Source organism: Bifidobacterium thermophilum, assembly GCF_037482445.1.
Lineage (GTDB): Bacteria > Actinomycetota > Actinomycetes > Actinomycetales > Bifidobacteriaceae > Bifidobacterium > Bifidobacterium thermophilum_B.
In genome coordinates this window covers 51496-70528 of sequence record NZ_JBBHLY010000001.1, presented here as the reverse complement: position 1 = coordinate 70528, position 19033 = coordinate 51496, and the positions used below count along the sequence as shown (strand labels likewise).

15 protein-coding genes are annotated in these 19033 nt (G+C 63.7%); 13 read left to right on the top strand and 2 right to left on the bottom strand.

The features are described from left to right. Nucleotides 1-137: 137 nt before the first annotated feature. The 7 genes from WD012_RS00295 (at nt 138) to gmk (ending at nt 8824) form a co-directional block, all read left to right on the top strand. Nucleotides 138-1211 (top strand): alpha-hydroxy acid oxidase, encoded by a 1074-nt coding sequence (locus WD012_RS00295; RefSeq protein WP_339561834.1) that lies wholly within the window; start codon nt 138-140, stop codon nt 1209-1211. 121 nt (nt 1212-1332) lie between these two features. Next, a complete protein-coding gene (gene efp, locus WD012_RS00290; protein WP_339561833.1) occupies nt 1333-1896 on the top strand; it encodes an elongation factor P in 564 nt (187 codons plus the stop codon). A gap of 20 nt (nt 1897-1916) precedes the next feature. Beyond that, nucleotides 1917-2537, top strand: coding sequence for a transcription antitermination factor NusB (gene nusB / locus WD012_RS00285; RefSeq protein WP_339561832.1), 621 nt, complete (start codon nt 1917-1919; stop codon nt 2535-2537). A gap of 78 nt (nt 2538-2615) precedes the next feature. After that, nucleotides 2616-3836: a glutamine-hydrolyzing carbamoyl-phosphate synthase small subunit gene (gene carA, locus WD012_RS00280; RefSeq protein WP_339561831.1), complete on the top strand. Its 1221-nt coding sequence runs from the start codon at nt 2616-2618 to the stop codon at nt 3834-3836. Further along, a complete protein-coding gene (gene carB, locus WD012_RS00275) occupies nt 3829-7215 on the top strand; it encodes a carbamoyl-phosphate synthase large subunit (RefSeq protein WP_339561830.1) in 3387 nt (1128 codons plus the stop codon). Before carA ends, carB begins: the two co-directional genes overlap by 8 nt. Continuing rightward, nucleotides 7212-8135 carry an orotidine-5'-phosphate decarboxylase gene (gene pyrF, locus WD012_RS00270; protein WP_339561829.1) on the top strand — a complete coding sequence of 308 codons (924 nt, stop codon included), beginning with the start codon at nt 7212-7214 and terminating at the stop codon, nt 8133-8135. The genes carB and pyrF overlap by 4 nt, the downstream gene beginning before the upstream one ends. A gap of 65 nt (nt 8136-8200) precedes the next feature. Beyond that, on the top strand, nt 8201-8824 hold the full coding sequence (gene gmk, locus WD012_RS00265) for a guanylate kinase (RefSeq protein WP_339561828.1): 624 nt from the start codon (nt 8201-8203) through the stop codon (nt 8822-8824). A 140-nt stretch (nt 8825-8964) separates the two neighbouring features. On the opposite strand, the gene ilvD is transcribed toward gmk, so the two are convergent. Beyond that, nucleotides 8965-10827: a dihydroxy-acid dehydratase gene (gene ilvD / locus WD012_RS00260; RefSeq protein WP_339561827.1), complete on the bottom strand. Its 1863-nt coding sequence runs from the start codon at nt 10825-10827 to the stop codon at nt 8965-8967. 227 nt (nt 10828-11054) lie between these two features. On the opposite strand from ilvD, the gene rpoZ reads away from it, so the two are divergent. The 4 genes from rpoZ (at nt 11055) to WD012_RS00240 (ending at nt 16640) form a co-directional block, all read left to right on the top strand. Beyond that, a complete protein-coding gene (gene rpoZ, locus WD012_RS00255; protein ID WP_015450687.1) occupies nt 11055-11339 on the top strand; it encodes a DNA-directed RNA polymerase subunit omega in 285 nt (94 codons plus the stop codon). A gap of 171 nt (nt 11340-11510) precedes the next feature. Next, entirely contained in the window at nt 11511-12722 is a 1212-nt protein-coding gene (gene metK, locus WD012_RS00250; protein WP_339561826.1) for a methionine adenosyltransferase, read from the top strand. A 190-nt stretch (nt 12723-12912) separates the two neighbouring features. After that, nucleotides 12913-14199 carry a class I SAM-dependent methyltransferase gene (locus WD012_RS00245; protein ID WP_339561825.1) on the top strand — a complete coding sequence of 429 codons (1287 nt, stop codon included), beginning with the start codon at nt 12913-12915 and terminating at the stop codon, nt 14197-14199. Nucleotides 14200-14405: 206 nt separating this feature from the next. Beyond that, nucleotides 14406-16640: a primosomal protein N' gene (locus tag WD012_RS00240; RefSeq protein WP_339561824.1), complete on the top strand. Its 2235-nt coding sequence runs from the start codon at nt 14406-14408 to the stop codon at nt 16638-16640. Nucleotides 16641-16708: 68 nt separating this feature from the next. On the opposite strand, the gene WD012_RS00235 is transcribed toward WD012_RS00240, so the two are convergent. Beyond that, entirely contained in the window at nt 16709-17008 is a 300-nt protein-coding gene (locus tag WD012_RS00235; RefSeq protein WP_339561823.1) for a DUF1805 domain-containing protein, read from the bottom strand. Nucleotides 17009-17187: 179 nt separating this feature from the next. On the opposite strand from WD012_RS00235, the gene WD012_RS00230 reads away from it, so the two are divergent. Continuing rightward, nucleotides 17188-17895 (top strand): HAD family hydrolase, encoded by a 708-nt coding sequence (locus WD012_RS00230; RefSeq protein WP_339561822.1) that lies wholly within the window; start codon nt 17188-17190, stop codon nt 17893-17895. A 132-nt stretch (nt 17896-18027) separates the two neighbouring features. After that, nucleotides 18028-18996 carry a methionyl-tRNA formyltransferase gene (fmt, locus tag WD012_RS00225; RefSeq protein WP_339561821.1) on the top strand — a complete coding sequence of 323 codons (969 nt, stop codon included), beginning with the start codon at nt 18028-18030 and terminating at the stop codon, nt 18994-18996. The last annotated feature ends 37 nt before the right edge of the window (nt 18997-19033 follow it).

Below are 19033 nucleotides of genomic sequence, written 5' to 3'. Positions count from 1 at the left end.
AACGCAGGCGGGTCGTATCGCGGAACGTCACATCGGTTCTCAAATCATGGCCTCTAATGTTCCCACTACATGGCCAATACGGCCGGCACGTCTCCATACCGCAGACAGTGGACACCACAGACGAGAGGACGGGAAACATGGACTGGACCACGATACACGCGCAGGCAACGGCCAACATGACCGTAGCGGGATTGCAATACGAGGACGGCAACGCGGATATCGACGGCGGACAGCGCGATATCGACACCTTGGCATGGCGGCGTTTCGGCATCCTGCCGCGGGCGTTCCACAATGTCGGGGACATCGACACGTCGGTCACCGTCGGAGGGCTCACCATCCCCACACCCATCTTCGGAGCCCCGACCGCATACCACAGGCTTGCCAGCAAGAACGGCGAGATAGCCTCACAGAACGGCATGCATCGCGCTGGCACCTTCATCATCTACCCGACCAACGCGTCAGAGCCTGTAGAACACTTCGCCGCCGAAGTACAGGGAGACTGGTGGCAGCAGGTCTATCTGTTCGATGACCGCAAGGTCTCCGAGGCCTTCGTCGAACGTTCCGTGGCGTCCGGGGCCAAGGCGCTGATGCTCACGCTGGATTGCCCAGGATACCGCCGTGACTTCGGATTCCGCAACGGCATCGACGGCACGTGGGAAGGGGCGAGCGGCAACTTCCCCAAGATGCACATGACCGATTGGACGCTTAACCTCGCGACATCCATCACCCCGAGGGACATCCAATGGCTCAAGGAGATTTCCGGGCTGCCGGTGTATGTCAAAGGAGTGATGCGCCCCGAGGACGCCGTCACCGCGATGAACGCGGGAGCGGCCGGTGTCATGGTATCCAATCACGGACGACGCCAGGTCGACGGCGTCGTCCCCGTGGCCTACGCGCTGCCCAGGATCCGCCATGCGCTCGGCCGTGATGCGGAGATCTTCGCCGATACCGGCATCCGCACCGGTGGCGACGTCTTCCGCGCGCTTGCGCTCGGCGCCGATGCGGTAGGCCTGGGGCGTCCCATCCAGTGGGCCGCAGCCGCCGGGGGAGAGGACGGCATCGCGAAGATGGTCGAGCGCATCACCGATGAGCTGGCCCACACCATGAACTCCGCCGGCGTGTCCCGCATCGCGGATATCGACGAATCCTTCCTGATGGAAGGGCAGGGGCCGTCGGCCTTCCTGTCGTACGCTCCCGGCACTGCCGCGTGAAGGCGCCGTTGCCGTGGCACGGACGGAATGAATCGCGCTTGTTTTGCGGTCAACTCGTTGTGGCATAATGGCCAAGGCATTTTTGTTTTGCCTCAAGTAACTGAAGAATAGGTGAATACACGTGGCACAAACTACCAATGACATCAAGAACGGCTCTGTTCTGAATCTCGACGGCCAGCTGTGGCAGGTCATTAAGTTCCAGCACGTCAAGCCGGGCAAGGGACCCGCTTTCGTGCGCACCACCATCAAGAACGTGCTGTCGGGCAAGATCGTCGACAAGACCTTCAATGCCGGCATGAAGATGGAATTCGAGACCGTCGACAACCGTACCCTGCAGTACTCCTACGAGGACGGCGATAACTACGTGTTCATGGACATGACCACGTACGACCAGATCATGATCCCCAAGGAGCTGATCGGCGACCAGAGCAAGTACCTGCTCGAGGGCACCGACTGCATCGTGAGCTTCCATGACGGCACCCCGCTGAGCGTCGAGCTCCCCGCGTCGGTCATCCTGACCATCACGCACACCGAGCCCGGCCTGCAGGGCAACCGTTCCAACGCCGGCACCAAGCCGGCGACCGTCGAGACCGGCGCTGAGATCCAGGTCCCGCTGTTCATCAACGAGGGCGAGAAAGTCAAGGTCGATACGCGTGACGGCTCCTACCTCGGTCGTGAGAACTGAGAGCGAGGATTTGAGGCTTCATGGCACGTTCCACCGCCCGTAAGCGGGCTCTGAACACGTTGTACGAAGCGGACGAGAAGGGACAGGATATCCTGTCCCTTCTTGCTGAGCGCATCGCCAACCCGGGCGCACAGACCCCGCTTCCCGATTACGCCATCGACATCGTCCGTGGCGTTGCCGAGCATCGCGGTGAAATCGACCATCTGCTCGACGAACATTCCACCGGCTGGAAAGTCAAACGTATGGCAGTGGTCGATCGCAATGTCCTGCGTATCGCCACATGGGAGATCCTGTACAACGATGACGTGCCGGACAAAGTCGCCATCGACGAGGCCATCACGCTCACCAAGACGCTGAGCGATGAACATTCCACATCATTCATCCACGGTTTGCTCAGCGCCATCTGTGCCGTGAAGGATGAGCATCTGGCGCATCAGGCCGAACTCGCGCGACAGCGTGAGGACGAGCAGGTGCAGGCGTCGATGGACGAGGACGCGCAGCCACCGGTCCAATCGGGCGAGACAGACGGTGCCTCCGGGGGTGACACGGCGGACGTCCCTGACGTGCCGGCGGCACCGGACCAACCCGATGGGCCCGATACGCAGCAGGACTCGCCGCAAGACCAGCACACGACGAACTGACACCGGATATTGGCCGGTGCGAGAGTCCCAGCCGGCCGGTATCCTTGGTACGAATACCCATAGAATAAGGGGGTTTTGGTGAACCAGAACGATTCCGAAGCCGTGGATTTCTCACTCGAAGACGCAGTCCTTGTCCTGGAAGACGGACAGGTGTATGTCGGCGAGCCATACGGCGCAATCGGTACGACCCACGGGGAGATCGTCTTCACGACCGGCATGACCGGCTACCAGGAGACGCTGACAGACCCCAGCTACGATCGCCAGATTGTGGTACAGACGTTCCCGCATATCGGGAACACCGGAATCAACAAGGAGGATCCGGAATCCTCCCGTATCTGGGTCGCCGGATACGTGGTGCGCGATCCCAGCCCCAACGTGAGCAACTGGCGCGCCACAGGTAGCCTCGATGACGATCTGGCCGGCAGCGGCATCGTTGGCATCAGCCATATCGATACCCGCAAGCTGGTCCGTCATCTGCGCTCGGCAGGCGTCATGCGTGCCGGGATCTTCTCCGGTGACGGTCTGATCGATGCGGGGACAGGCAGGATCCGCACCGTGGCATCGATGCTTGACGAGGTGCGGGGCATCCCGCAGATGAAAGGCATGAGCCTGTACGACGAGGTCAGCACCGAGCAGACATACACCATCGAACCCTGCGGGGAGTTCGAAGGCAAGGAGCCGCTGTTCACGGTCGCCGCGGTGGACCTGGGCATCAAGGGCATGACCCCGCATCGCATGGCGGAACGCGGCTGCCGCGTGCACATCGTGCCTTCGACCATCACGTTCGAACAGCTCCAGGATCTCAATCCCGATGGAGTGTTCTTCTCCAACGGCCCCGGCGACCCCGAGCAGGCCGATCCGGAAGTCAACCTGCTGCGCCAGGTGCTTGACGCGGGCTATCCGTTCTTCGGCATCTGCTTCGGCAACCAGCTGCTGGGCAGGGCGCTCGGCTTCGGCACCTACAAGCTCAAGTTCGGCCATCGAGGGGTCAACCAGCCGGTCAAGGATCTGACCACCGGCAAGGTCGAAATCACCGCGCACAACCATGGGTTCGCGGTCGACGCCCCGATCGGCGAGACCATCGACGCCCCGTTCGAGGACGGCAAGTACGGCAAGGTCTTCGTCTCGCACATCGACCTCAATGACAACGTCGTCGAGGGCTTGCAGTGCGTGGACATCCCCGCATTCTCCGTGCAATACCATCCTGAGGCCGCGGCAGGCCCGCATGATGCCGCATACCTCTTCGACCGCTTTGTTGAGCTCATGCGTTCCGCCAAGGAGGAAAACGCCCATGCCTAAGCGCACTGACATCAAATCCGTCATGGTCATCGGCTCCGGCCCGATCGTCATCGGCCAGGCCGCCGAGTTCGACTACTCCGGTACCCAGGCGTGCCGCGTGCTGCGTGAGGAAGGCATCCGCGTCATCCTCGTCAACTCCAACCCGGCGACCATCATGACCGACCCGGAGATGGCGGACGCCACGTATATCGAGCCGATCGCCACGCCGATCCTCGAGAAGATCATCGCCAAGGAACGCCCGGACGCGTTGCTGCCGACCCTCGGCGGCCAGACCGCGTTGAATGCCGCGGTCGCGCTCGGCGAGGCGGGCATCCTCAAGAAATACAACGTCGAGCTTATCGGTGCGTCACTGGAAGCCATCGACCGCGGTGAGGACCGCGAGCTGTTCAAGAAGGTCGTCGATAGCTGCGGCGCCGAATCCGCCCGTTCCGCCATCGCCCATTCGATGAAGGAAGTCGACGATATCGTCGCCGAACTCGGCTATCCGATTGTCGTGCGTCCGTCCTTCACCATGGGCGGCCTGGGCTCTGGCATCGCGCACAACGAGGAAGAGCTCCACCGCATCGCCGGAGCCGGCCTGCACTATTCGCCCACCGATGAGGTGCTGCTCGAGGAAGGCATCGAAGGCTGGAAGGAATTCGAACTCGAGCTCATGCGCGACCGCAAGGACAATGTCGTGGTCGTCTGCCCGATCGAGAACGTCGACCCGGTCGGTGTGCACACCGGTGATTCCATCACCGTGGCCCCGTCCTTCACCCTCACGGACCGCGAATACCAGCGCATGCGCGATATCGGCATCGCGATCATCCGCGGCGTGGGCGTGGACACCGGCGGCTGCAACATCCAGTTCGCCATCCATCCCAAGACCGGACGCATCATCGTCATCGAGATGAACCCGCGTGTCTCCCGCTCGTCGGCGCTCGCATCCAAGGCGACCGGCTTCCCGATCGCGAAGATCGCGACCAAGCTGGCGCTGGGCTATACGCTTGACGAGATCCAGAACGATATCACCAAGTCCACGCCGGCATCCTTCGAGCCGACCATCGACTATGTGGTCACGAAGGTGCCCCGCTTCGCGTTCGAGAAGTTCCCCGGCGCTGACCCGACCCTGACCACGTCGATGAAATCCGTCGGCGAAGCCATGGCCCTGGGCGGCAACTTCCAGGAATCGCTCGGCAAGGCGATGCGTTCCATCGACAAGCGTCACATGGGCTTCAACTGGGACGGCGACAAGCCGGACCGGCAGGAGGTCGAACAGCTGCTCGCCCAAGCGAAGATTCCTACCGAGCAGCGCTACCTGCAGATCATGCGCGCCCTGTGGGGCGGCGCCACCGTCGAGCAGCTGTACGACGCCACGAAGATCGACCCGTGGTTCCTCGAACAGTTCGCGCTGATCAACCGTACGGCCATGGAAATCCACGAATCCGAGACGCTTTCGCCGCGTCTGCTACGCAAAGCCAAGCAGGCGGGTTTCTCCGACGTGCAGATCGCGCACCTGCGCGGGCTCGGCGACGAAGGGGAGAACACCATCCGCGAGCTGCGCTGGAGCTATGGCATCCGACCCGTCTACAAGACGGTCGACACCTGCGCCGCGGAATTCGACGCGGCGACGCCGTACTACTACTCCTGCTATGCGGACGAATCCGAACTGCGCAAGCGCGACCGCGAAGCCGTGATCATCCTCGGTTCCGGCCCCAACCGCATCGGCCAGGGCATCGAGTTCGACTACACCTGCGTGCACGCCGTCCAGGAACTCGGCAAGGACTATGACACCATCATGGTCAACTGCAACCCGGAGACCGTGTCCACCGACTATGACATGTCCGATCGCCTGTATTTCGAGCCGCTGACCTTCGAGGACGTGCTCGAAATCTACGAAGCCGAGAAGAAGATGGGGCCGATCAAGGGCGTGATCGTCCAGCTCGGCGGACAGACCCCGCTGTCCCTCGCCGCACGTCTCAAGGCCGCGGGCGTCCCGATCCTGGGAACATCACCAGAATCCATCGATCTGGCTGAAAACCGCGAGCTGTTCGGCGAAGTGCTGCGCAAGGAGCATATGAACGCGCCACGCTACGGCACGGCGCTCAGCCTCGACGAGGCACGCGAGGCGGCCCACAACATCGGATACCCGGTGCTGGTACGACCCAGTTACGTGCTCGGCGGCCGTGGCATGGAAATCGTGTACGACGACGACCAGCTCGAAAAGTACGTCAGCCGCGCCCTCAACGAAGCAAAGGCCGACATGGTTGTCTCCGGACGCCTGCCCTCGCCGCTGCTCATCGACAAGTTCCTGCAGGACGCCATCGAAATCGACGTCGACGCATTGTTCGACGGCGAGGAACTCTACATCGGCGGCATCATGGAACACATCGAGGAAGCCGGCGTGCATTCCGGTGACGCGGCCTGCACCCTGCCGCCGAGCACGCTCAGCGACGACCAGATCCGGCGACTGCGCGAAGGCACCTACGCCATCGCGAAGGGGTGCGGCGTGCGCGGCCTGATCAACGTGCAGTACGCATTCATGGCGAACACCCTGTACGTCATCGAAGCCAACCCGCGCGCCTCGCGCACGGTCCCGTTCGCCTCGAAGGCCACGGGTGTGTCCCTGGCCAAGGCGGCGGCCCGCATCATGGTCGGCGAGACCATCGCCCAGCAGCGCGCCAACGGCCTGCTGCTGCCGAAGGGCGACGGCGGGGACATCCACCCCGGCCAGCAGGTTGCCGTCAAGGAGTCCGTGCTGCCGTTCAAGCGGTTCCGCACGCCGGTGGGCCGCACGGTGGACATCCTCCTTGGGCCGGAAATGCGTTCCACGGGCGAGGTCATGGGCTTCGACCGTGACTTCCCGCACGCCTTCGCCAAGAGCCAGCTCGCCGCATACGACGGCGGCCTGCCTACGGGCGGCAACGTGTTCATCTCGGTCAACGACATGGACAAGCGGCAGCTGCCGCTGTTCGCCAGCCGTCTGGTCGAGCTCGGCTTCAAGATCTGGGCGACCGAGGGGACGGCATCCGTCCTGCGCCGTTACGGCATCGAATCGAAGATCGTCGACAAGCTCTCGACCCGACTCGACGGCGACGGCAACGCCCAGACCCACGTCGTCCACGCGCCGGGCAGCGTCGGCAAGAACGTCGTGGAACTCATCGAGGACGGCACCATCGACATGGTGCTCAACACGCCGAATTCCCGCGGCTCCCGTGCCGACGGCTATTCGATCCGCGCCGCGGCCATCTCTGCGGACCTGCCCCAGTTCACCACCATGACCGAGTTCTCCGCGGTGCTCATGGCCATCGAAGCCGTGAAGAAGAACGACTACCAGGTGATGAGCATCCAGGAGCACGCCAAGCAGCTCTTCGCGATCGAGAAGCGTGACAACTCATGAACGACAGCCCCAGTCCAAACGAAATCGCCGCGATGCGCTCTGACTTCGGTCTGCGCCTGCGCACGTCCATGGACCATTACGGCCCATTGTGCGTGGGCATCGACCCCCATCGCAAGCTGCTGACCGACTGGGGCTACGACGTGGACGCCAGCGGTGCGGAAATGTTCTCCATGCGCATGCTCCAGGCTGCGAATGGCCGCGCCGCCGCCGTCAAATTCCAGTCGTCCATGTTCGAACGGTACGGTTCGAAAGGCATCGCGGCGTTGGAGCGTGTGCTCTTCGCGGCGCGGCAGATGGGCATCATCACCATCGTGGATTGCCTGCATGGAGGTCTGCCGACCACGATTTCCGCCTTGGCTGACGCGTACTTCAAGCCGGGGGCGCCGCTGCTCGCCGATGCCATCACGCTGCTGCCGTACTACGGGGCAAGATCGCTCAGCGGATTGATCGATGAGGCGCTCGACAACGGCCGTGGCGTCTTCGTCGCGTCGCTCACGTCGAATCCCGAAGGAGCCAGTCTGCAGACCGCCATCCGGCAGAAAGGCGAATACGAGGGCAAGACTGTCGCCTACGGTATTGCCAGTACGGCGCAGAAATTCAACGACAAGTCGGCGGGCATGGGATCAGTCGGGCTGATTATCGGCGCGACCATCGGCCAATGGATTGACGAGAGCGGCATCGATCCGGCCCAGTTCACAGGACCGATCCTGTCACCCGGGTACGGCTGGCAGGGAGCGGAAGCCGACGACCTGCGGACCGTGTTCAAAGGGACCAAGGGCAACGTGCTGGTGACAGTATCCCGATTCATCGCCAAGAACGGACCGGACATCTCAAGCCTGAGCGCCGCAACCGAATCCATCGCGCTCGACATCCGCCAAGCCCTGATGGATGCGACGCAGGAAACCGACGACAACAGGTGAAACCGCACGTCCAGGCGGCCGGGGTGCGAAACCCCATCATGATTTTCCAGAAAGGCGATGGTTTGATGGCAGCGTCAGCGAACACGAAGCGAAACGGCACGAACGCCGGACGGCTGATTGTCCTGACCGGACCGACCGCGGTCGGCAAGGGGACGGTCGAATCGGCCCTGCTCAAGGAGCATCCGCAAGTGTGGGTATCCGTCTCCGCAACCACCCGTAAGCCACGCCCCGGCGAGGTCGACGGCGTGAACTATTGGTTCATGAGCGAGCCGGAATTCCAACGCAAGGAAGCCGCGGGGGAGTTCCTCGAAACGGCGGTGGTCCACGGCATGGCCCATTACGGAACGCCGCTCAAGCCGGTCCTCGACCATTTGGCTGCCAACACGCCGACGATTCTCGAAATCGATCTGCAGGGGGCCCGTCGGGTCAAGCAGAAGGCCGCGCAGATGGGCCTTGATGTCGTGTATGTGTTCATCGCGCCGCCGAGCTACGACGAGCTGGTGCGCCGTCTGGTCGGCCGCGGCACGGAAACCGAGGAGCAACGCGCCAAGCGCTTGGAAACCGCGAAGGTCGAGCTTGCCGCAGAACCTGAATTCGACGTCACCATCGTCAACAATACGGTTGACCAGGCGGCGGACGAGCTGTGGAAGGTCATCGCCGAGGAATACGGGCTGGAAGCCGGCAAATAGGCTGTTGTAGCCGGTGGCTAGGATGCATGTCCTTCAACCGCCTGTTTGCCTGGCATTCCGAAGCTCAATCCGATATGGAAAGGCCCCCGCATGTCGATGCGGGGGCCTTTGCGTTGGTCTCGATCAGCGAACAGCCGGTGTCACTTCAGGCCGCTGAGCTTGTTGATGAGCTCAGGATCGCGGGTCGCGCCCTTGTCCGCCGAGCGGGCGAAGGCGGCGTACGCCTTGAGCGCCTGGCTGACGTGACGGTCGCGGTGGGCGACATAGCCGTCGCCGGCCTCGAGTTCGGCACGGCGTTGCGCAAGCTGCTCGTCGGTCAGCTCCACGTTGATGGAACGGTTCGGGATATCGATGTCGATCATGTCGCCGTTCTTGATCAGCGCGATCGGACCCTTATTCGCCGCTTCAGGCGCCACGTGGCCGATCGCCAGGCCGGAGGAACCGCCGGAGTAACGGCCGTCGGTGATCAGGGCGACATCCTTGCCGATGCCCTTGCCCTTGACGAAGGAGGTCGGGTAGAGCATCTCCTGCATGCCCGGGCCGCCCTTCGGACCCTCGTAGCGGATGACGAGCGCCTGGCCGGGCTTGAGTGTGTCGTTGAGGATGACCTTGATGGCCTCTTCCTGGGATTCGACGACCAGCGCCGGACCATGGAACTTCCAGATGCTTTCCGGTACGCCGGCGGTCTTGACCACGCAGCCGTCAGGAGCAAGGTTGCCGCGCAGCACCGCCAGGCCGCCTTCGGCGATCTCCGGGTGGTCGATGTCGTGGATGGCGCCGTGCGCGCGGTCGGTGTCGAGCGAGTCGAACAGGGTCTCATGCGTCCACGGTTCCGGGGAGACGATATGGCCGGGGGCCGCGTGGAACAGCTGCTTCGCCTCGGGCTTGCAGGTGTCGCGCATGATGTCCCAGTCGTCGAGCTTGGATTCGAGATCCGGGTAATCGACCGAATGGGTGTCGCGATGCAGTTTGCCGGCGCGGTCGAGCTCGCCGAGGATGCCGCAGATGCCGCCGGCACGGTGCACGTCGGAAATCTCCCATTCGCCGGAAGGCGCGGCCTTGCAGATGCAGGGCACGGTGTGGGAGATGCGTTCGATGTCGTCAAGCGTGAAATCGACGTCGGCGCTCTGGGCGGCGGCGAGGATATGCAGCACGGTGTTCGTGGAGCCGCCCATGGCCACGTCCATGGTCATCGCGTTTTCGAAGGCGTGCTTGGTGGCGATGGAACGCGGCAGCACAGAGTCGTCGTCCTCGTCGTAATAGCGGTGGGCGAGCTTGACGATCATCTCGCCGGCGCGCTCGAACAGCTTCTTGCGGTAGACGTGGGAGGCGAGCGTGGTGCCGTTGCCGGGCAGTGCCAGGCCGATTGCCTCGGTCAGGCAGTTCATCGAGTTGGCGGTGAACATGCCGGCGCAGGAGCCACAGGTCGGGCACACGGTCTTTTCGTAGGCGAGCAGGTCCTCGTCGGAGCAGTTATCGTCGGCCGTCGCATACATGACGTCGATGAGGTCGGTGTGCTCCTTGACGGTGCCGTCGGACAGGACGGTGGTGCCGGCTTCCATCGGGCCGCCGGAGACAAAGATCGTCGGGATGTTCAGGCGCAGCGCCGCCATGAGCATGCCCGGAGTGATCTTGTCGCAGTTGGAAATGCAGATGAGGGCGTCGGCGCAATGCGCGTTGACGGAATACTCGACGGCGTCGGCAATGATGTCGCGGCTCGGCAGCGAGTAGAGCATGCCGGTATGGCCCATGGCAATGCCGTCGTCAACGGCGATGGTGTTGAACTCGCGGGGGATGCCGCCGGCCTTCTTCACGGCTTCGGACACCAGGCGGCCGACCTTGTTCAGGTGGACGTGGCCGGGGACGAATTCATCGAAGGAATTGGCGATGGCCACGATCGGCTTGCCGAAGTCCTTGCCGTCAACGCCAGCGGCGCGGTACAGAGCGCGAGCGCCCGCAAACACTCGCCCATTCATCAATTTTGCGGATCTCATTTCTGCCATGGTTCCATTCAAGTGCCCAGCTCGGACAGGTGGCTGTCTTGGGCCGAATAATGAAATTACGCTATGGGAGTAGGGGTTTGTCGGGTTTCGCGCCATCGAGTATCGGCCGAGTATCGAGGCTGCATGCCATACGTGCCGGAATATCGTGGGTACGAATTATACTGATGATTTTGAAATACCATGCCCGCATTGGGTGTGGCCATGCGCATGATGGGAGATTGACACATATGGCACTTGGCACTGAGCCGCATCCGCAGGGACTCGCGGATCCGCCTATCGACGACCTGATGCAGCACGCTGATTCCAAGTACGCGCTGGCGATTTTCGCCGCGAAGCGCGCCCGTCAGATCAATTCGTATTTCACGCAGCTCAATGAGGGTCTCCTGCAGAACGTCGGCCCGCTGGTCGAATACGAGAATCAGGAGAAGCCGCTGTCCATCGCTTTCCGCGAAATCAACAGTGGCCTGCTTGAAGAGACATTGGGCGAGGACGATCTGAGCGAAGGCAACTGATTCGCCTGATGCGTCAACGACGCCCCCGATGTTGAATTTCGTCCCGTGAGGGTTAGCGAAGTTCAGCCGGGGGCGTTATTCTTACTAACCAGTTGCATGTTGTGCGATACCTGCGCCGGCTTTCCGTCGTCGCCGTGGGGCGGATCATGACGGAAGGACAGCGAGGGGAATATGGAGCGTCGCCTGATTTCTGCGGAATCGGTCACCGAAGGGCATCCCGACAAGATCTGCGACCAGATTTCGGATGCGATCCTCGATGACATGCTGCGGCAGGACCCGCACTCGCATGTCGCGGTGGAGACATCGGCCACCAAGGGCCAGTTCTTCATCTTCGGCGAGGTGACCAGCGAAGGGTACAGCGACATCCAGCGCATCGTGCGCGACGTGGTGCGCAATATCGGATATACGAGCTCCGAGATCGGGCTTGATGCCGATTCCTGCGGCGTCGTGGTGTCACTGAGCGAGCAGAGCAAGGAAATCAACCAGGGCGTCGAACGTCTGAACCGCGAACAGGAATCCGCGGCATCGCGCGAGGAACGCTACGAGGCCCAGGGCGCGGGCGACCAGGGCGTGATGTTCGGCTATGCGACCGACGAGACCGAGGCGCTCATGCCGCTGCCGATCTATCTGGCGCATCGGCTCGCCTTCCGCCTGGCCCAGGTGCGCAAGGACGGCATCGTGCCGCATCTGCGCCCGGATGGCAAGACCCAGGTGACCATCGAATATGACCAGCATGACCGGCCGGTCCGTCTGGACACGGTGCTCGTCTCCACGCAGCATGACCCCGAGGTCGACCACGACTGGTTGCTCGCCCAGCTGCGCGGGCATGTGATCGAGCCGGTGCTCGCCGAAGTGCTCGGCGCCAAGGTGCGGCACGACGATTACCGCATCCTCGTCAACCCGACCGGCTCGTTCGTGCTGGGCGGCCCGGCGGCGGACGCCGGCCTGACAGGCCGCAAGATCATCGTCGACACGTATGGCGGTGCCGCACACCATGGCGGCGGCGCGTTCTCGGGCAAGGACCCGAGCAAGGTCGACCGCTCCGCGGCATACGCGGCCCGTTGGGTGGCGAAGAACATCGTGGCCGCCGGCCTCGCGCACAAGGTCGAGGTGCAGGTCGCCTACGCGATCGGTGTTGCCGACCCGGTGAGCGTCAACGTGGAGCCGTTCGGCACCGAGATCGGCGGGGTCACCCGCGACCAGATCCAGGCCGCCGTACGCAAGGTCTTCGATTTGCGGCCCGCGGCCATCATCGACGAACTCGACCTGCTGCGCCCGATCTACTCCAAGACCGCGGCATACGGACATTTCGGACGCAACGACCCGGACTTCACGTGGGAGCGTACCGACAAGGTCGACGAGCTCAAGGCCGCCATCAAATGACCGACCGCACCATGATGACGCCGCTGTACCGGCCGCAGGGCCGATGTCGACTGTCATGACCGAAACGTGCCGGGCGCACTACGCTGCCCGGCACGTTTCCATAGGCACGTTTCCATAAGGTTCACCGGCGGGAGGGCCGCCGGCCGATAACGTACGCTGGAACAACCAGAATCCATAGGAGGAACTGGATATGGCAGGCATGACCGTTGCACAGATGATCGAGCTGTTCGTCGAACCGAACGCACCGCTGCGCGTCGAAGCGTTCGACGGGTCCGCATTCGGGCCCTCGGATGCCCCGGTATGCATCAAGGTCAACAATTCAAGGGCCGTCTACTACATGGTCGACCACCCCAACGAGCTGGGGCTGGCCCGCGCCTATTTGCAGGGTGATATCTCCTCGCCGCAGATGATTCCGGGCGACCCGTACGAGGTGTTCAAGGACTTGGTCAATGTCAAGCCCTACTTCCATAAGCCCGACCCGGTCGGCGTGGCGAAGGCGCTCGCCTCGGTGGCCTCGCATGGCATCCGGCACCCCAAGGCGCCGAGCATCGAGGGGCCGAGCCGCCTGCGCCGCGCCGCCGAAGGCCTGCTGCCGCACAGCAAGGCGGGCGACGCGGCCACCGTCAGCTACCATTACGACCAGTCGAACGACTTCTACCGGCTCATCCTCGGGCCGACCATGACCTACACGTGCGCCCTGTTCAACACGCCGACCGACACGCTGGAAGCCGCGCAGGAAGCCAAGCTCAACCTCGTGCTCGACAAGCTCGGCCTCAAGGCGGGCGACCGGCTGCTCGACATCGGCTGCGGGTGGGGATCCATGGAAGTCGTCGCCGCCCGGCGAGGCATCCATGTGATTGGCGTGACCCTCGCGGACGAACAGGTCGCATGGGGCAAGGAATGGATCAAACGCGAAGGCCTCGAGGACCTCGCCGAAATCCGCCTCATGGACTATCGCGACGTACCGGAAGCCGGATTCGACGGTATCTGCTCGCTGGGCATGATGGAGCATGTGGGCGTCAAGAACTATCCATCCTATTTCCGTGAGATCTTCGACAAACTCAAGCCCAACGGCATGCTGCTCAACCATCAGATCACCCGCATCAATTCGCATGCCGGGCACGCGGCGGGCGAGTTCATCGACCGGTATATCTTCCCCGACGGCCAGCTCGCCTCCCCGGGCGAGATCGAGACGAACATCCAGGACACCGGCTTCGAAGTGATCCACGAGGAGAACCTGCGCCAGCATTACGCGCTGACCCTGCACCATTGGAACCGCAATCTCGTGGACAACTGGAACGCCGCGGTCAAGCTGGTGGGCGAGCCGAAGGCACGCCTGTGGGGCCTGTACATGGCCGGCTGCGCGTACAACTTCGAGATGGACAACATCCAGATCCACCAGTACCTGTGCGTCAAGCCGAACGAGGAGGGAACGGACACCTATCCGCTCCGGCCTTGGTGGGTGCACCAGGACTGACCCGATAGCAGCGCAGCAGTGACCGGTTGATCTCTGCTCAGGCGCATTCCAGGGGCGTGGGACACGCGGACATGCCGCACCACGCCCCTGTTCGTATGCGGGCTGTCACGGCTTATCGTGCGCCGCCGCTGTCGCATACGCAGGGCCGGCGGAAACATGTCCTGCACTGCGACACGCCCAGCCACGCTGGTGATATGGTAAACAGCATGACCATGCCAGATGCCGAGCAACCCGCCTTCGACGGGCTCGAGCCGCGGCGCAGACGCAAGCGCACGGCGGCAAAGCGGCAGCGTGCCCAGCATCGGCCGATCGCGCGAGTCGTGCTGGACGTGCAGGCCGCGCACCTGGGGCAGACCTTCGACTATCTGGTGCAGGACAGCCAGGATACGCAAGCGGTCCCCGGCACCTTGGTGCGTGTACGGTTCGGCAACCGCCGTGTCAACGGCATCATCTGGGAGCGCACCGATCGCAGCGACACCCCGGATTCCTCGCTACGGTACCTGGAACGCGTCCTTGGCGGCGAGATCCTGGTCCCCCCACAGCTCAGGAACGATATCACGCTGATCGCCAAGGCATACGGCGGCACCCGCGCCAATATCGTTCGGCTCGCAGTCCCGCCACGCGTCGCCTGGGTCGAGAAGGAACAGCGGCTGGCAGTCTCGTTCGGCACGGATGCCGGGATGCGGCAGGCGCTGTCCGCGCAACGGTCCGCCGAACTCGGCTCGCTGCTGCTGCCCGACTATGAGAACCTGCGTCTGCTTTCCGACACCCTGTCATCGGGCGGCAAAGGGGCTTTCGTCGTGGATGCGATGCCCGGGGCGGGCCACTGGGTCGAACTGTTTGCGTGGATGGTCCTGTCGGCGCTCGCCGCCGGCCGTGGGGTCGTCGCGGTCATGCCGTCCATGCGTGCCGTGGACGATGCCGTACGGCAGCTGCGATCACAGGGCCTGAGCGTCTTCGGGCCAAGCAACTCGCAACACGGCGGATATACGGGGGATATCGCGGTGCTCGGCGCATCGATGGCGCCAGCCGAACGGTACCGGTCCTATCTTGCCGTCGCATGCGGGCAGGTGCGTTGCGTCATCGGGACGCGTGCCGCGATGTACGCGCCGATGGACGGCAACGCGCTGTTCATCATCGTCGATGACACCGCCTACCAGCAGGCTGACGGGATGATGCCATACGCGAACGCCCGTGGTGTGCTGCGGCTGCGGGCGCGGGCGCACGACGGCGTGTTCGTTGCACTTGGCAATGCGCGAAGCCCGCTGAGCCAGTGGGAGACCGACAGTGGCCACACCGGCGAATCGCCGGTGAGCGGGTACAGCACGTCCATCCAGCCGTTGCAGGCGGCGTTGAAGAACCAGCTGCCATGGGTCAGGTGGCTCAACCGGGAGGAGCTCGCACGGCTTGCCGATCCCACCATCGGTTCGCGGGTGCCGCACACCGCGGTAGCGATATTGTCCCGTGCCCTGAAAACCGGTCCGGTGCTGCTGTCCATACCCCAGGACGGTATCGCGCAGACGCTCAGCTGTGCCGCATGCCACCGGCAGGCGCGGTGCACCCGGTGCACCGGCCCGTTGGAAATGGTGCCGGGCGTCTCCCAGCCCCGGTGCCGTTGGTGTGCCGCCGCTGCCGTGAACTGGACTTGCCCGCACTGCCATGGCGAGCGTATGCGCGTCGTGCGGGTGGGGGCTGCAGGAACCGTGCAGGAGCTGCACGGCCTGTTCAGAAACGTCCCCATGGTGGTGTCTTCGCCCCATCAGCCCCGGGGGGTGATCGCGGATATCGCGGACGCGCCGATGCTGGTGGTGTCCACTCCGGGTGCCGAACCGCGGGTGCGTTCGGACGGCGGCGGTGTGGGGGCGTACCGGGCGGTGGCGATTCTCGACGCTTGGACCAGCCTGTACGCCCCAGGCATCGATGCCAGGATAGATGCGCTTGATTCGTGGATGCGGGTCGTGCAATGGTGCGTTCCGCGGTCCGCCGGCGGCCAGGCGCTGCTCATCGGGGAGGCGGACACGCAGGTCGCGCAGGCTTTGATGACGTGGAACGCGCGGCTGCTCGCCACCAAGGAACTTGAGGAGCGTGCGCAGACCGGATTGCCACCCGCATTCGCCTCGGCATGTGTATGGGGGTCACGCCCCGCGGTCCGCGCCATGCTTCGAGGTGCGGGATTGCTGGCAGGAGGCGATTGGGCCCTGCTGGACACGGCATTCGGCCCCATGCCCGCGGTGCTCGGCCCGGTGCCGATCCCGCCGCCGCGGACCGTCGACGCGCGCGAGCTCGAGACGATGGCGGACCGTGTCAAGGCCGTCGTGCGTGTCCCGCAATCCAAGCGCGCCGAACTCGCCGAGCGTCTGCACCGGGAAAGCGCCCGGCATGTCGCTTCGCGCGAGCCCGGCGAACTGCGCTTCCAACTCGATCCGAAGGATCTCATCTGAATCGAGTCCGGCCGCGCTCGTGTATCAGGCTCGGCAGTGGTGGTTGAAAACCGGTCCAGGGCGGTACGCTATGCCAGCACGGCGGCGGCTTCGGCGCCGGTCATGCCGTCCTTGACGCCGGCGAGACGGGCGGCCTCGGTCATGCCCTTGATGGGGTTGGCGAGCACGGCGGCGAAATCCGCGCCGCCCACGAGTACGGCGGCGTCCCCGAACTTCTCGGCGGCGGCGAGATTGAGATACCCGCACATCAGGTAGCCTTTGCGCCCCTGCACCAGGATCATGTTCGGGTGGCCTTCGCCGCCCGGGGCGACCACCATGGTGCCCTGTACGGTGGTTCCGTTCGCGTCAAGTTGTTCGATGGTGAGCATGGTTCCTCCATACGTTGGGCGTCTCAGCCGGTGAGACGCGATGTGATCATCACTCCAGTCTTAGCACGGGCATGTCACGCGCTGTCTGCCGTGTCTCGCGGCTCGCCATTCCGGCTATGCTGGTAAGGCAGGAACCCGGTTCGACGGACGTTCCGCGATGACGACATAGTGAGGTGGATATGAAAGGCTGGCCGGGAGAACCACAGATGGCGTATGACGAGCTGATGGCGCGGGATGCCGCCGCAGCCGCCGACGGGATGCCGATCACCCAGGTGATCTTCGATTTCGGCAATGTGCTGCTGTACTGGGATCCCGAAGCGGTGATGGTGCCGCGCTATAGCCAGCGGCTTGTCGACGGGTTTCTCGACAATGACGTGTCATCGTTCTACGACGCGAACGACCTGATGGACGCGGGCGCGTCAATCGATGAAGGTGTCGCCTATGTCCGTGAGCATAAGGGTGAGCCGTGGGCGTCGATGATGCGCTATTACGTGGATAATTTCCGCGACTCGCTCACCGGTGTCGTCACCGGGGCGCGCGTGCTGATCGACGATCTGCACGCCGCCGGAATCGGGGTGTGGGGGCTGTCAAACTGGCAGCAGGACCTGTATCAAATCGCCGACCGCGATTGTGATCTGCTCGGCATGCTCGATGGCAAGGTCGTTTCGGGGCAAGTGTGGATGCGCAAACCGGACCGTGACATCTACGAGTACGCGTTGCGTACGTTCGGCATTCGCGCCTGTGACAGCGTATTCATCGATGACAAGGCGATGAATATTGTCGGGGCGAACCAGGCGGGGATCCGTGGCATCAGGTTCCGCGATCCAAGGAAGCTACGGGCGTGCCTGATCGCGGCGGGCGTACCGATTCCGCCAGTGCGAGACTGATCGGCCGAATCGGGCGAACCGTAGCGATGCCGGCACTCTGGTAAGGTGCTGTTGCAGTAGTTTGTTGCCGGCCGGAGTGCCGGTCGCCGATGCGTGAGTGGAATACGGCATCGATGTACAGAATCGAGGATTATGCTCAAGGTCTTGTTCGCGGGTACGCCTGATGTGGCGGTGCCGTCGCTGAAACTGCTGGCTGCCGACACGGAGCATTTCGAAGTGGTGGCGGTGCTGACGCGTCCTGATGCGCCGCAGGGCAGGGGACGCAAGCTGACCGCGAGCCCGGTCAAGCAGGCCGCACTGGAATTGGGGCTGCCGGTGATTGAATCCGATCCGTCGGAGGAATGCTTCGTCGCCGAGCTTGCCGCCACCGGCGCTGAGGCCGCAGCGGTCGTCGCCTACGGGAAAATCCTCAAGCAGCGGGTGTTGGACGCGCTGCCTCTGGGCTGGTACAACCTGCATTTCTCCCTGCTGCCGCAATGGCGTGGTGCCGCGCCGGTGCAGCGGGCGATCTGGGCGGGCGACACCATTACCGGGGCCACGGTGTTCCGCATCACCCGGGGCATGGATGAGGGGCCGGTGCTCGCCCAGTCCACGGTGGAGATCGGCGCGCATGAGACCGCGGGGGAGCTGCTGGGGCGTCTTGCCGAGGACGGTTCGCATCTGCTCGCCGCGTCGCTTGAGGCGATGGCTGAAGGGCGTATCAGCCCGGTCGACCAGCCGCAGGGGGCGTATGAGGTCGCTGACAAGATCCGCACCGAGGACGCGCATATCCGGTTTGATGTGCCGGTGTTCGCCGCCGACCGGCAGATTCGCGCCTGCACCCCGCATCCCGGCGCATGGTGCACGCTCCACGCCGAAGGAGCGGACGGCGAATCCCAGACCCTGCATGTGCTGGAAGCCGCTGTGGCTGATATGGGCGATCCGAATCTACCGGGGGCGCTTGTCCCGGGCAGGCTTGCGGCAAGCAAGAAGCATGTGTGGGTCGGCACGAAAAGCCAGCCGCTTGAGCTGATCCAGGTCAAGGCACAAGGCAAGAAGACGATGCGTGCCGCGGATTGGGCGCGAGGTGCCCGGCTTGGCGGCGACGCATACTGCGATTGACCGGAAGTAAGCGGAAGTAGACCGCAAACAGGTGGAG